Raw genomic sequence first — 14093 nt, 5'->3', positions numbered from 1 at the left:
CAGGTGTTCGAACCGGCCGCCGAAACGATTCGGCGGCCGGTGTGACGTTTCAGCGGGCCGTGTTCTCACAGTGTCGGGCGGGGCATGTGTCCGGTGGCTATACCCGCTCAGCCGCCGAACGCCTCCGGCAGCAGTAGTACGGCCGGGTTTTGCAGGTACCGCACCACCGCGTTGCCGAACGCGGCCCCGATCGCCCCGTCCAGAACGCGGTGGTCGAACGAGAACGACAGGAACACGATGTCCGACGGCTTCAGCGCGCCGTTGGCGTCGTAGGTGGGGCGCTTCACCACCTTGCCGACGCCCATAATGCCGACCTCCGGGTGGTTGATGATCGGTGTCGAGATCAGCCCGCCGATCCCGCCCACCGACGTGACCGTGAACGTGCTCCCGCGCAGGTCATCGATCTTGCTTCGCCCGGCTTTGGCATCGCTGCTGAGCCGGTCGATGTCCGCGGCGATGGTCGCGATGTCCTTCTTGTCGGCGTCGCGCACGACGGGCACCAGCAACCCGCCCGGGGCCGCGACGGCCACACCGATGTGGTACCGGTCGTGCAGCGCGACCTCGCCCGCGGTCTCGTCGTAGGTGCTGTTCACGATCGGCACTTCTTTCAGCGCCCGCGCCACCGCCTTCACGAAGAACGCCAGGTACGTGAGTTTCACCCCGGCCTTCGCGAGCGGCTCGCGCAACTGGTTGCGGAGCTTCACCGCGTCGGTCAGATCGCACTCGTCGATGTACGAATAATGCGGGATGTGCCGTTTCGATTCGACCATGTGCTCGGCGATCCGCCGCCGCAGCCCGATCAGCTTTTGGCGCGTGCCCGCGACGCCGAAATCCAACTTCGAGGTGTCTGTCTTGTTCGGGGCGGCGGGGCGCGCCTCTCCGTTGGATTTCGGAGCAAGGAACGGCGTCAGGTCGTCGAGAAGAATGCGCCCGTGCGGCCCGGTTCCGCGAACGCGGGCCAGATCGACGCCGAACTTGCGGGCCAGCAGCCGAACCGACGGGGCCGCGGGCGGGAGCGGGGCCGAGTGGCCGTTGGTGCCCGCAACCGGGGAAGATGCCCCGTCTCTCCCGCTCGTTGAAGAGAGGGAGATAGGCGGAGCGCCCGACGCGCCTTGCAAACGGCGTTCGCCGAAAGTGTCCGCCGAACTCGCCTTTCCTTCAGGGAGGGGGCCGGAGGGCGAGTTGTCTTTCGCCCCGGCCGGGAGCGCCGATCGATCACCGACCGCGTCATAACTCAGGATCGCCTCCCCGACCTTGATTTTCGTCCCCGGCGTCGCGGCCAGCGCGGTGATCGTGCCCGCGAACGGGGACGGCACTTCCATGCTCGCCTTGTCCGACATCACCTCGGCCAGCCCCTGCCCGCGTGCAACCACGTCCCCGGCCCGCACGAGCCATCGGACCAGTTCCACTTCGAGCAAGCCTTCGCCGACCGGCGGGAGAGGAAAGTCCATGATGCGCCCTTCGGGCTCGTGTTGGGTACGCGGCGTTCCGTGTTTGGTGTGGGGCGGAACCGCGCCGCCGGCTACCGCAAAGGTGGGCGCCGGGAACAAAACACGGCACACGCACGCCGAGCGCACCGCTCGCTACGCGGCTTCCGTCGCCAGCTCCCACATCGCGGCGCGGATATCGCCCAGTTGCGGGACGCTGTTCAGCTCGTAGTTCTGGTTCATGCCGATCCCCGGAACGTGTTTGCCCATCAGGGTCCGGGGCCGCACCACCAGGTCGTAGAAGTGCTCGTCAACGACCCGGCGCAACAGGTGCTCGCCGAAGTTGGTGACTTCCGTGTCCTCGTTCACGATCAGCACGCGCCCCGTCTTCAGCACGCTCCGGGAGATCAGCTCCCAGTCGTAGGGGAAGATGCTCCGCAGGTCGATCACGTCGAACGTGTGGTTCCGGTGCGCCAGTTCGTCCGCCGCCTGCACGCACAGGGGGAGCGTGCGGCCGTAGCTGATGACGGTGCCGGACGCCCCCTCGCGGACCCGTTCCGCGGTGCCGATCGGGATCGTGTAGTCTTCCAGCTCCGGCCAGTTCGGCTCCCAGCCGGTGCGGTCCCCGACCGGGGCGTCGATCATGCGGCCGAGTTCGTCCGGGTCGGCGGGCTCGCCGGGGATCAGGCGCGGGTCCTTCGCGCGGAGCAGCGCCTTCGGGAGCAGCACCAGCACCGGGTTCGGGTCCTTGATCGCCGCGAGCATCAGCCCGTAGGCGTCGCGCGCGTTCGAGGGCATCACGACCTTCCAGCCCGCGAGCCGGCTGGCCCAGCTCTCGAAGCTGTGCGAGTGGTACAGGCTGCCGCGGATGCCCGCCCCGTTGGGTGTCATCACGACCAGCGGCATGTCGAACCCGCCGCCGCTGGCCCACCGCTGGTTGCCGGCGATCTTGAACATGTCGAGGACGTTGAACGCGTAGTCGCAGAACTGGATCTCGCACACCGGGCGCCCGCCGGCGTAGGCGATGCCCATCGCGGTGCCGATGATGCCGCGCTCGTCGAGGGGGGTGTTCCAGGCGGTCTTGAGGCCCTGCGTCGCGGTGAACACGCCGCCGAGCGGCGGGCCGACGTCCTCGCCGAACACGTCCGTCACGCCGAGGTGCTTTTCGCCGTAATGCAGCGCCATCCGCACTGCCTGAGCCATGTTCGCCATCGGGCTCCTCCCGGGAGCAAGGAGGGAGAAAAAAGCGTGTTCACCGCAGAGGGCACGGAGAGATACCAGAGTCGGGTTCGTTCTCCCGTTCTTCTCTCCGCGCCCTCTGCGGCGAACACGCTTCTCGTTCTTATTTAATCCCCGGCAGGCCGGTGTAGTCGCCCGGGTACACCGCGTCGGCGGGGCTGGGGGCGTAGGTCCCGGCGTACACGTCGTCGCGGCTCGGTTCGGGCTCCTTCATCGTCGCCACGACCGCCGCGTCGGCCTCGGCCTTGGCCTCTTCTTTCATGACGCGCACGGTCGAGGCGTCGATCGCGCGGGCGTCGATCAATTTCTGCTCGAACGCCGCGATCGGGTCCGCCTCGGTCCAGTTCCGCTGGGCTCCGCTCGAGGAAGAGTGGCCGTGCAGTCGGCTCACGACAGCCTCGAGCAGGTACGGCTTGCGCTCGCGCCGGCAGTACCGCATCGCGCGGTCGATGCCGTGCCACGCCGCCACCGGGTCGTTCCCGTTGATCGTTTCGCAGCGGACGCCGTAGGGGATTGCGCGGTCCGCGATGGGGCGGTGCGCGTGGACCGTGCCCAGGTCCGTCGAGATGCCGTAGTTGTTGTTGGTGACCACCATCAGCACGGGCAGCTCGTTGCCGGGGCGGGTGCTCCAGTTGAGGCAGCTCTCGAAGTCGCCCTCGGCGGTGCCCGCCTCGCCGCCCACCACGACCGTGATGCCTTCGGCCTCGGCCGGGTTCTTGAGGCCGTGCCGCTTCTGCACGAGTGCCGTCCCGGGGGCCATCGCGAACTGCACCTCGATCACGCTCGTGACCGGCACCACGTTCCACTCGGGAACCGCGTAGTGCCCCACGAAGTTGCGCCCGCGGGAGTGCCGGTCGGTCGCCCGCATCGCCAACTGGCGGGTGTGGTCGATCATCGGCATGCCCATCGCGAGCATCACGCCGGCGTTGCGGTAGTGCAAGTGCAGGTAGTCGTGAGCCGGGCCCCGCCCCCTGTTGATTTGGAGCCCGAGGCAGACGTTGAACGCCTCCTCGCCGGGGCCGCCGATCCAGAAGTAGGCCTCGCCGGACTTGGACATCTTGATGCTCCGCTCCTCAAGGGCGCGGGTGCGGAGCATCTGGCGGAACACGGTGAGCGCGACCTCGACCGACATCGCGTGGCGCCCGGACGCGATCGCCGACGGGGCCGCGGTGCGGGTGCCGCGACGCACCAGCGCGTCCTCTATATCAGGAGCATCCTCGTTGTTCGCCTCGGGCATGACTTGGCTCCCGGCTGGGGTCGGTTCATGGAGAGGAGGACCGACCGGGTCCGAAAACGGCGGCTCGTTCGGGTTTGGGCCGCTGGCCGCGGGTTGGGAGTAACCCCGACAGCAGGAATCGCGCCACTCGCTAGAATAGCGGCCCGGGCCAGGGAAACACAATCCGCTAACCGATTCTACTCCGCGTCGCAGTCGCGCGACGTGGCAAGCCGTGCGGAATGTGCGGGCAGCGCCGCACCGTTTCACAAACGCAACACTTCGGCCCGACTGTCCACCGGTATTATACGCCCTTCTCAGCCGGATCGGCCTGCAAGGAGCTGTTCCCGAACACCGCCAACAGCGCATCAAACCCGATTGCAACACATAAGAGCAACTGGAAGCCCAAAACAACAAGAGGAGTTTGCCGCCAAGCCGTGACATTCGCGCCGAACACGCGGTCGGGCGGTGCCGTGCGTTTGAAACGGGTCGCGAAGATCAGCGAACACGATCGGCACGAACACCACGGCGCAGGCCCCGGTCACCTCCGGCCAATGGCCCGCTTGGTGGCACACGTGATGATCCACGCCTCATGAAGTACCACAGTCCCCCGCGGGGCGCTCGCTCACCCATCCCGTTCAAGTCGCATCGGGCGACCCGAAGAGGCCACCTGCGCGGTCGATGTACGCACTGGCGCGCCCGGCGATCACTCGACCTGCGCGTACCGCGAACGGTCGTGCGAAGCGGGCCGGGCGAGCGAGTCGGGCAGCAGCGTGTTCGCCGCACAATGCCCGGCCGTCCGACCGGAACGCGGCGCCCGATCAGGCCGCGGTTCCGGACAGCGGGATCAACTTTTCAAAGACGCCGCGCATCGTTGAGAGGTCGCGGGCCGAAGCCCACGGGGCGGGTGTGGTGCGGACGGGTGAAGCGGCCCCGCGGGAAAGAAACACGTTCGGCAGCTCTCCGCGAAGGGCGGCGATGCTCGTTCGACCGGTGGGATCGGTAACCGACTCGGCAAGACGGTTGAATTCGTCAAGCGATTGCTGGTACTCGTCGTCGTGCTCCAGCCCTTGATGGAGGGTAACCGCTAAAGCGAGCGGAACGAGCCGGTCCATCCAGTCACCGCGGGCGTGGCACAGCGGCCGCAGCAGCTCGAGCGCCCGCTCCCAGTCACCTCTTGAGGCACTTGGTTTGAACGCGAGCGTGCCCACGAGTAGCAACCGAACGGGCGCCATCTGCGGTTGCTCGCGGAGCAACTCAAAGCCGAGTTGCAGGCCGGCGGTGCGATCCCCTTGCGTCAGCAACAACGCGACCCGGAGCGCCTTCAGGTCAGTACTGCCGGGCGCCAAACGCTCAGCCCACTTAAGGTGCTGTAGGGCCAGGGGGAACTGACCGAGGCGCATTGCGCGGTGCGCCACGGCGAGTTGGAGATTCATAAAACCTGGAAGATCGCGAACCTGCCCGAGCAGCCATGTGAGAAACTCCTGGCCATCGATGTTGTTACGAACCTCTTCATACTCGTGCTGGAACCGCGCCATGCGGTGTTCGAGCGCGTGTTGCTGTTCGTCCCGCTCCACGAGAGCACAACGGATGTCGCGGCGCTCAGGTGGGATGCTCCCTTGCTGAACCAGTTCGTGAACGCGATTGAGCACCTCGGACATCTGTTGGAGGTTGGTCGCAAGGTGGAAACACGCGGCAGCTGAGAGCCAATCCGCTGCGGCCCGCACGCGATCCCCCGTGTCGAACATCATTTGCCCCATCCGCTCGCGCGCGGCTCCGGCTTGAAGGTGGTGCCACGCGGCTTCAACGTAGCGCCCGAGCGCCCGACGTGAGTCGGCGTCCATCATGTCGTTCGACGAGTCGAGTTCCAGTTGCCGGTATTCGGCGACGGCTTCGTTCATGCGTGCAACCCCTCCGTTTGGTTGCGGGGCGTTCCCCGAACGATAGTCACGCTCACCCACCGCTTCCGCAGAGTCGGGTTCAGTTCACTCTGCGACCGCTTCTCCTCGAACAGGCCCGGTAGGCCACCCTCCCAGCGCCCGGCCACCTCGATCATCTCGTCGTTGGTTTCATTCAAGTAGTAGTCATGCCGCGTGCCGGTGTCCGAGCGCCGGGTGAACCGCGTTCCAGGTTCAACGTGGGACATGACGGCCACGGCCACCAAAACCGCAGCCTCCATCACCTGCGTTGCGCGGTCGTCATCGCGGGTGCGCAGAATCTCCAACTCTTCTTCGATTTCAGCGTAGTGCCGCTGCAATGCCGCCACGTCCCACATGAGCGTAAGCGTTGCGGATCGCGGCTCTTCCGCGCTGGCCCCTTTCCATGCGACCGCGATCTCGCATTGCCCGACATTGCGCTCGCCCCCGAACGTTACAATTGCCGACGGAATGAAACGCCGAAACCTGAGCGGGTGCCCGAACAACCAAACGAGATCATAATTCATCGGGCGATGCTCCGAAACGCAAGCGCGGTCATCACGATTGTACCGGTTCCCCGGCACGCGCCACGAGTGCTTTTCTTCCCGCCGGCGCACTATAACAGTGCCCCACACGGGCGGTGCCCCTGGCCGACCCGCTGCTTCTCCGTTCTCGCGCCTGTTCCCTTTCGCCGGAGACTCGCACCCATGCGCCTGCGCTCCCTCGCACTTGCGCCCGCCGCACTGATAGGGTTCCTCATGACGTCCGACACGCTCCAGGCCGACGAGGGCATGTGGCTGTTCAGCAAGCCGCCCCTCGCGCAGCTCAAGAAGTACAACTTCACCCCCACCGATAAGTGGCTCGAGCACGTCCGCCTCTCTAGCGTGCGCTTCAACTCGGGCGGGTCGGGCAGCTTCGTCTCGCCCGACGGGCTCGTGATGACCAACCACCACGTCGGGGCCGGTGATCTGGACAAGGTGTCCACGCCCGAGAAGAATTACCTCCGCGACGGGTTCCACGCCAAGACGCACGCCGAAGAGATCAAGTGCAAAGGGCTCGAACTCAACGTCCTCATCGCCATCACGGACGTGACCGAGCAGGTCGAGCAGGCGGTACCGGCCGGCACCGCCCCGGCCGACGCGTTCAAGAAGCGCACCGCCAAGATCGCGGAACTCGAGAAGGGCGCCGCGGCCCCGGACAAGAACATCCGGGCGGACGTGGTCACCCTGTACGCCGGCGGCCAGTACCACCTGTACACGTTCAAGAAGTACACCGACATCCGCATCGTGTTCGCGCCCGAGAAGCAGGCCGCGTTCTACGGCGGGGACCCGGACAACTTCGAGTACCCGCGCTACGACCTCGACGTGTGCTTCTTCCGGGTGTACGAGAACGACAAGCCGATCAAGTGCGAGCACTACCTCAAGTGGAGCGCCGCCGGGGCCAAGGAGGGCGAACTGGTGTTCGTGTCCGGCCACCCCGGCCGCACCAACCGCCAGAACACCGTTGACGAGCTGAAGTACCTGCGCGACACCGGCTACCCGTACCTGCTGAACCGGCTGAACCGGCTCGAGGTGATGCTCCAGGCGTGGGGCGGGCGCAGCGAGCAGAACGCCCAGCGGGCCGAGGAGGAGCTGTTCAGCATCCAGAACAGCCGCAAGGCACGTATCGGCGGGCTCGCCGGCCTGATGGACCCGAAGCTGATGGGCCGCAAGGAGGCGGAAGAGAAGCGCCTGCGGGAGTTCATTAAGCTCAGCTCGGACCCCAACATCGCCAAGGTCGAGGCGGCGTTCGACGCCGTATCCAAAGCCGAGAAGGTGCGCACCGAACTCATCAAGGAGATGACCGTCCTCGAGAACGCCGGCGGGTTCAACTCGGCGTCGTTCGGCATCGCCCGCACCCTGCTCCGCGCGTCCGAAGAGCTGCCGAAGCCGAACGCGGAGCGGCTCCGCGAGTTCGCCGACGCCCGGCTCCAGTCGCTCAAGTTCCAGCTCTTCTCCGACGAGCCGGTTTTCGAGGACCTGGAAACCCTGAAGCTGGCGGACGGGCTCCAGTTCCTGGCGGTCACCCTGGGGCCGGACGCCGAGCTGGTCAAGAAGGTCCTGAACGGCAAGTCGCCGCGCGAGCGCGCGTACGAGCTGATCAGCGGCACAAAGGTCCGCGACCCCGAGGTGCGGAAGAGCATCTTCGCCCAGATCGAGGCCGCGGCGAAGGGCGGCAAGGCGGCCGACCTCGCGGCCCTGAAGGACCCGATGATCGAGCTGGCGCGGCTGGTGGACGGCCCGTCCCGCGAGCTCCGCAAGCGGTTCGAGAACGAGGTGGACGAGCCGAAGCGGCAGGCGCACGCCGCGCTGGCGAAGGCCAAGTTCAAGATGGACGGCGACAACGTGTACCCGGACGCCACGTTCACCCTGCGGTTGGCGTTCGGGACGGTGAAAGGCTACAAGGAGGACGGGAAGGACGTCCCCCCGTTCACCACCTTCGACGGGCTGTACAAGCGGGCCGCCGAACAGCACAACAAGGGGCCGTTCGAGCTGCCCCAGCGGTGGGTCGCGAAGAAGGGCAACCTCAACCTCGCGACCCCGTACAACTTCGTCTGCACCGCGGACATCATCGGCGGGAACTCGGGGTCGCCGGTCGTCAACCAGAACGCCGAAGTGGTCGGCCTGATCTTCGACGGCAACATCCAGTCGCTAGTGCTGGACTTCATCTTCGACCAGGAAACCGCGCGTGCCGTTTCGGTCGACAGCCGCGGGATCGTCGAAGCGCTGCGGAAGGTGTACGACGCCAACGACCTCGCCGACGAACTGACCGGTAAGAAGGGCTGAGCGGCCCCGCCCCCGAACCGACCGGTCGGGTGAGCATTCGGAGCGCGCCGGGGGCGTGGGCAAGAGACCGCACTGGTCCTTGCCCACGCCCCCGGCGCGCTCCGCTACTTTACGGGCGCCTTCGACATCGCCGCGTGGTGCCGCGCGCCCGACTCGATCTCGGTAGCTCGTTGCGTGGCGGCACCAGCACCGTTAGATTAGGCTCCGATCGAAGGGCGAGTTCGCCGAACGAGGAGGCCGCCGCGTGCCCGACATTCGTACCGACAAGGCGCCCGCGCCCGTCGTGCAATCGTTCAACGAGTGGGACCCGCTGGAAGAGGTGATCGTTGGCACCGTCCTCGGTGCGACGTACCCCGAGTGCGGTCCCGTTCTCGCCGCCGCCGGCGAGCCGGACTGGCTCTGGCACTACCAGGGCGTCCTGGTCGAAGAGGAGTCGGTGCAGGCGGCGCACGAGCAGCTCGAAGAGCTGGTCAGCGTGTTGCAGGGCGAAGGCGTGACGGTGCGCCGGCCCGACCCGTTCCCCCACAACGTGGGCTATTCCACGCCCTTCTGGCAGTGCCGCAGCGGGTGGAACACGGCCAACCCGCGCGACCTGTTCCTCGTCGTCGGCGACGAGATCATCGAGTGCGCCAGCCCGATGCGCCACCGGCACTTCGAGCCGCTCGCGTACCGCCGACTGTTCACCGACTACTTCCGCGCCGGCGCCCGGCTAACGTCGGCACCGAAGCCGGCTTTGCGCGACGCCCTGTACGACCACAACTGCCGCGCCGCCGGAGCCGATACCGGCAAACGCATCCACCCCGAGGGGCAGCCCCGCCGGTACCCGATCACGGAACTCGAACCGGTCTGGGAGGCCGCGGACTTCGTGCGGTGCGGGCGCGACCTGTTCGTCATCCGCAGCGTCGCGACCAACACGCTGGGCATCGAGTGGGTGCGCCGCCACCTGGGCTCCGGGTTCCGGGTCCACGAGATCAAAACCCGGTGCGCGACCCCGCTGCACATCGACACCACGTTCGTGCCCCTCGCGCCGGGCAAGGTGCTGGTGAACCCGGACTGGATCAACGTGGCCGAACTGCCCGAGTGTCTGCGCAAGTGGGACATACTCCAGGCCCCGCGGCCGACCTACGACCCGGAATCGCCGATGGCGTCCCCGCAGTTCAGCAGCCAGTGGCTGTCGATGAACGTTCTGTCGCTCGACCACGAGCGGGTGGTGGTGGACGCGCAACAGCACAAGCTCATCCGCAAGCTGGAAGAGTGGGGCTTCACACCCGTGCCCATCCACTTCGACCACTTCGGGCCGTTCGGCGGCTCGTTCCACTGCGCGACGCTCGACGTGCGCCGGCGCGGCAAACTCGAATCCTATTTCTAGTGCGGCCCACGCTTTCCGGTAGAAGTGAACATCGTGAGGCGAAGCATCTCACCGCCGGCAGCTCGATCATCCGCAGCCCCGCGCAATAGCGCGAGCCGCCGGCGATCACGAGATCGCCGGCGGCTCGCGCGACTCCACTCGTATCACTTTTCGCCGTAAGCCTTGTACTTGTAAGGAGATGAGGCCGGCTTCGGTTTCAGCGAGACCGGCAGGTCGGTCGGCGATGCCGTGTTACCCGGCGGCCCCATCGGCTGCGGATCGGCTTTTGGAACCGGGACCGGGTTTGCCGGGCCGCCGTCGTAACGGAACGTGCCATCACCGGGCGCGGCGGGCGGTGCCATCGGTTGTGTGAGCGGTGTCATTTGTTGCGGGGCCGGGCGCAGGGATTGTGTCCCCAGGTTCTGCGCCGGAGCGCTGAGCGAGACCGGGTCGGCACCGATTCCGATCGAGAACCCGAACCCGACGCCGGAGCCGCCGTAGTAGTACGACGAGTACACAGGTGCCGAGTAGTAGTAGCTCGGGTAGTACGCCCGCGGCGCGTAGTAATACGCCGGGCGGTAGTAGCCGAACGACGCGTACCCGCCGTAGTAGGGCCGGTAATAGTGGCTGCCGTAATACCCGCGGTAGCCGTACCCGCCGCCCCACCCGTAGTACCCGCCGTACCGGTGGTGGCCACGCGTCAGCTCGTTGTCTTCAGTCGCGGCGCGTTCGGTGGTCCCCTTGCCGCCGAGCGTCATCGTTGTGCCGGAGCCGCCCGCGGTCCGCAGGGTGTCGCGTTCGGCGGCGCTTGCGGCGCCCCCGAACGTCAACACCGCGCCAAGCGCGAGTGCGGCCTGTTTCAGATGCGGGGTCATTGCTGCGTCCCTCCGTCCGAATGGCAGGGTGTTCCGCTGGTGCCATTTCGTCGGATTGTACGCGGCCCGCGCGCCGCCCGGAAGGACAACCGGGGCGAAAAGGCTCACCCGCCCGCCTCCCGACCGCCGTGCGGGGCGAATACACTGGCGTTATGCTCACCCCCACTTCAACGTCACTGCTCGTCGTGGATGCCCAACAGGGGTTTACCGAACTGCGCCCGGCGGAGCTGCCGGTTCCGGGCGGAGCGGACATCGTCGCGGGGGTGAACGCCCTGCTCGCGCTGCCGTTCGCCCGGATCGATGCGACCCAGGACTGGCACCCGGCGGATCACCGCTCGTTTTTGGGCCGAGCCGACAACCTGTACCCGCCGCACTGCGTGATGAACACGCCGGGGGCGGAATTTCTTCCGGGGCTGCACACGCACCGGTTCGGTGCGATCTGGCGCAAGGGCTACGACCACGACTTCGAGGCCTACGCGGTGACCGCGCAGCACCCGGGGTTCGCGGCATTTCTGCGCGCGTCCGGGGTCGAAACGGTGGTGGTGTGCGGCATCGCGACCAACATCTGCTGCTTCTTTTCCGCCCGCGATTTGCGGAGAGCCGGTTTCGAGGTGCTAATGGTCGAGGACGCCAGCGCCGGAATCGATGTCCCTGCGGCCGGGCTGTTCCAGGCCCAGGCCCGGAGCGAGGGGCAGACGCTCGGCATCCGGTACGGTACCGTTGCGGACGTGTGCCGTGCGTTCGGGACGTGATTCACGCCCCGCGGTCCACGAGCCGCGCCCGAACGCGGCCGAGCAGCATCGCGTGGTCAAAAGCGAGTGTCGGCAACTCATCCAGAGCAAACCACCCCACCGCGGACGCATCGTCGGCCGCAACCGGCTTGACCGCGTCGGCTTCGATACGCGCCAAGTACACAACGCTAACGGTCCACCCCCGCGGGTCGCGGCCCGGGTCGCCCGCGGTGTGGAGTTGCTCCAGGTCCGCGACCGCAACGCCGGTTTCTTCCATCAGCTCCCGCCGGGCGGCATCGGCGAGCTTTTCGTTCTCTTCCACGAACCCGCCCGGCAGTGCCCACCCCCCGGCGAACGGGGCCTTCTTGCGCTGGATCAGGAGGACACGCGGTCGTTCCTCGCGTGTCACGACGGCAACGTCCACGGTCAAGGCCGGGCGCGGGTAATCGTAAGTGTGCTTCGGATCGCTTTTTGTGGGCATTTCAACCTCTACACCGGACACGACCTTACGCCGACGGTTTAGAACTGCCTTGAGTAATTTACCCGCTGTCGGCGCGTCGGCCAACCGGAGGAAATTCGGACCTGTCGGTAGAATGTGGGTGCCCCCGGTGCGCCAGGGGTACCAAAGGAGAGGTGCTTTGTGCAGTTGCAACAGTTTTCGGCGGTACAAGTTGCGCCGGTAAAGGCCCCAGCGGTCCCGAAGCTGGTCGTGTGGGAGGCGTTTGATCCGGACGATCCGATGACGAAAGCGGCGGGCGAACTCTACGAAGAGACGCTGCCCGCGGACGAACGCATTCCGTGGGCGTGGATCGAGCGGTCGATTCGTGAACGGGTGAAGAGCAAGCCGCGGCCGAACGGGTGGCACAAGCACCTGCTGTTGGCCGCACCGGAAGATCGCCAGGATGACCCCGAGTCACTCGCTGGGTACGTGTACGGCGCGTTCCTACCGGGGTACGGCGGGTACCTGTGCTACGTGGGGGTTGCAGAATCGGCTCGGCGCCTCGGCGTCGGGCGCCGGCTGTTCGAGCACTTCTTCAAAGTGCTGAAGGTCGATGCTGGCGAACTGGGTGAACCGCTGCCGTTCGTAATTTGGGAGAGTCATCGGCCGGGTCCCGATGCGCTCGACGCTGAGTGGGAAGTGTGGGCCGCCCGCACGCGGTTGTTTGACCGGGTCGGCGGGGCGTGGATCGACGGGGTGAACTTTCTGTCGCCGAACTTCTCCGACGACCCGGATGCTGCTCCGGTGCCGCTTCAGTTGTTCTTGAAGCCGGTGGACGCCCCGGAGACCGCGTTCACGTCCGAGCGGCTACGCGAAGTCGTTGGCGGGTTGCACCAGCGGGTTTACCGTAACGCTCCGGGCACGGCGCTGTACGACGGCACGCTGCCGCCGGGTTGCGAGCCGCGCCTCCGTCCGGTCGAGTAGATCGGGTACACGTTCCGCGGCGTGCAATTTCAAAGAACGACTCCGGCAGAACCCTATGGGCATTCAGACCCCGCCGGAGTCGACTTCATGAGAGCGCAAGCACAGCGACCCGTACCCCCTCGCACGAACCGCTGCCGCTGCTAGCCCCGAACAGCGCCCCGGGAGCAAGCCGGGTGCAAAAAAAGTATCGAACCGGTATGAGGGAAATTTGCAGGGGCGGCTCAACAGCTTGACTTGTCCGGGCGGCTTCTTTAACAGCTCGTCCGCTCCCAACCACTTGTCGTGGGGCCGGCCAAGGGCTGCACGAGCCGGGCCGATCTGACCCCGTCGAGCGGTCGAAATAATTATTAAACAATATCGATTTCAATTTCGAGCGACGGTACTATGTCTGTCGCCACTGTGGCTCTACCCGTCGCCCCTGCCGCGCGGCAATCGAGCGGCTGACCGCGTTCGTACCGCTCCCTCTCTGGGGCCAACGTGATTACGCATTCGGCACACACGTTGTCGGTCTTGATCGTCGAAGATCGTGAAGACGTGGCCCAATCGACCGCGGAGCTGCTCGCGCTGCACGGGCACACGGTCCGCGTCGCCCGGTGCGGGGCGGAAGCCCTGGAGCAGACCGCGGGCGGTGCGCCCGACGTGGTACTCGTGGACATCGGGCTGCCGGATCTGGACGGGTGGGCCGTGATTCGCCAGATCCGAGCCCGCGCCGACGACTCGCAACCGGTCGTCGTTGCGGTGACCGGCCGGTGCAGCGAACGCGACCGGCGGGCTTCGACGGACGCCGGGATCGATCTGCACCTCGTGAAGCCGGTCGAGCCCCAGTTCCTCACCAATTTGCTGTCGCGGATCGGCGACAACAAATCGGCGTACTTGGCTCTACACACCCCGCTCGCGCACGCGGCCTATCGGGGTCGCGATCAACTCGCGCCGGGTTTCGACCAGGAGCCCGGAACTTGAAGCGGCTGAAATCGCTTTAGCGCTCATCGCGGCCCAAAGCCACTCCCTCAGTAACGTGGAATAGGTCGGGTGGGAATCGAACCCACGGTTGCGCGCTCATCAGACGCGTGCCTTACCACTTGGCTACCGACCTGTG

Annotated in this window: 12 protein-coding genes and 1 tRNA gene; 5 read left to right on the top strand and 8 right to left on the bottom strand. The window is 66.5% G+C overall.

Annotation, left to right across the window (positions count from 1 at the left end; all coding sequences use genetic code 11):
* Window positions 1-107 precede the first annotated feature (107 nt).
* The 5 genes from R5W23_RS17210 to R5W23_RS17190 form a co-directional block, all read right to left on the bottom strand.
* Complete coding sequence (locus tag R5W23_RS17210) at window positions 108-1451, bottom strand: dihydrolipoamide acetyltransferase family protein (protein ID WP_320687359.1); 1344 nt, start codon at window positions 1449-1451, stop codon at window positions 108-110.
* A 132-nt stretch (window positions 1452-1583) separates the two neighbouring features.
* Window positions 1584-2639, bottom strand: a complete 1056-nt coding sequence (locus tag R5W23_RS17205; RefSeq protein WP_261187301.1) for an alpha-ketoacid dehydrogenase subunit beta — start codon at window positions 2637-2639, stop codon at window positions 1584-1586.
* 130 nt (window positions 2640-2769) lie between these two features.
* Window positions 2770-3903 (bottom strand): thiamine pyrophosphate-dependent dehydrogenase E1 component subunit alpha, encoded by a 1134-nt coding sequence (locus R5W23_RS17200; RefSeq protein WP_320687358.1) that lies wholly within the window; start codon window positions 3901-3903, stop codon window positions 2770-2772.
* A gap of 797 nt (window positions 3904-4700) precedes the next feature.
* The gene (locus R5W23_RS17195; RefSeq protein ID WP_320687357.1) at window positions 4701-5780 is read right to left on the bottom strand and encodes a tetratricopeptide repeat protein; all 1080 of its coding nucleotides are present in this window, start codon (window positions 5778-5780) and stop codon (window positions 4701-4703) included.
* Window positions 5777-6322: a hypothetical protein gene (locus R5W23_RS17190; RefSeq protein ID WP_320687356.1), complete on the bottom strand. Its 546-nt coding sequence runs from the start codon at window positions 6320-6322 to the stop codon at window positions 5777-5779. The genes R5W23_RS17195 and R5W23_RS17190 overlap by 4 nt, the downstream gene beginning before the upstream one ends.
* Before the next feature lie 180 nt (window positions 6323-6502).
* Between R5W23_RS17190 and R5W23_RS17185 the strand changes: the two genes are divergently transcribed.
* Together R5W23_RS17185 and R5W23_RS17180 are read left to right on the top strand one after the other, a co-directional pair.
* Window positions 6503-8620 carry a S46 family peptidase gene (locus R5W23_RS17185; protein ID WP_320687355.1) on the top strand — a complete coding sequence of 706 codons (2118 nt, stop codon included), beginning with the start codon at window positions 6503-6505 and terminating at the stop codon, window positions 8618-8620.
* Window positions 8621-8864: 244 nt separating this feature from the next.
* Window positions 8865-9989 (top strand): hypothetical protein, encoded by a 1125-nt coding sequence (locus R5W23_RS17180; protein ID WP_320687354.1) that lies wholly within the window; start codon window positions 8865-8867, stop codon window positions 9987-9989.
* 143 nt (window positions 9990-10132) lie between these two features.
* Here the strand turns inward: R5W23_RS17180 and R5W23_RS17175 are convergent, their stop codons facing one another.
* The gene (locus R5W23_RS17175) at window positions 10133-10843 is read right to left on the bottom strand and encodes a hypothetical protein (protein ID WP_320687353.1); all 711 of its coding nucleotides are present in this window, start codon (window positions 10841-10843) and stop codon (window positions 10133-10135) included.
* A 152-nt stretch (window positions 10844-10995) separates the two neighbouring features.
* On the opposite strand from R5W23_RS17175, the gene R5W23_RS17170 reads away from it, so the two are divergent.
* Complete coding sequence (locus R5W23_RS17170; RefSeq protein ID WP_320687352.1) at window positions 10996-11595, top strand: isochorismatase family protein; 600 nt, start codon at window positions 10996-10998, stop codon at window positions 11593-11595.
* A 1-nt stretch (window position 11596) separates the two neighbouring features.
* Here R5W23_RS17170 and R5W23_RS17165 read toward each other — a convergent pair whose 3' ends face one another.
* A complete protein-coding gene (locus R5W23_RS17165) occupies window positions 11597-12055 on the bottom strand; it encodes an NUDIX hydrolase (protein WP_320687351.1) in 459 nt (152 codons plus the stop codon).
* Window positions 12056-12214: 159 nt separating this feature from the next.
* On the opposite strand from R5W23_RS17165, the gene R5W23_RS17160 reads away from it, so the two are divergent.
* Both R5W23_RS17160 and R5W23_RS17155 read left to right on the top strand, forming a co-directional pair.
* Window positions 12215-12997 carry a GNAT family N-acetyltransferase gene (locus R5W23_RS17160; protein WP_320687350.1) on the top strand — a complete coding sequence of 261 codons (783 nt, stop codon included), beginning with the start codon at window positions 12215-12217 and terminating at the stop codon, window positions 12995-12997.
* Window positions 12998-13474: 477 nt separating this feature from the next.
* On the top strand, window positions 13475-13957 hold the full coding sequence (locus R5W23_RS17155; RefSeq protein WP_320687349.1) for a response regulator: 483 nt from the start codon (window positions 13475-13477) through the stop codon (window positions 13955-13957).
* A 61-nt stretch (window positions 13958-14018) separates the two neighbouring features.
* On the opposite strand, the gene R5W23_RS17150 is transcribed toward R5W23_RS17155, so the two are convergent.
* A tRNA-Ile gene (locus R5W23_RS17150) sits at window positions 14019-14090 on the bottom strand.
* Between the last annotated feature and the right edge of the window lie 3 nt (window positions 14091-14093).

This window comes from Gemmata algarum (assembly GCF_034097035.1).
Lineage (GTDB): Bacteria > Planctomycetota > Planctomycetia > Gemmatales > Gemmataceae > Gemmata > Gemmata algarum.
The sequence above is the reverse complement of the archived record's forward strand: the minus strand, read 5'-3'. Positions and strand labels throughout refer to the sequence as shown.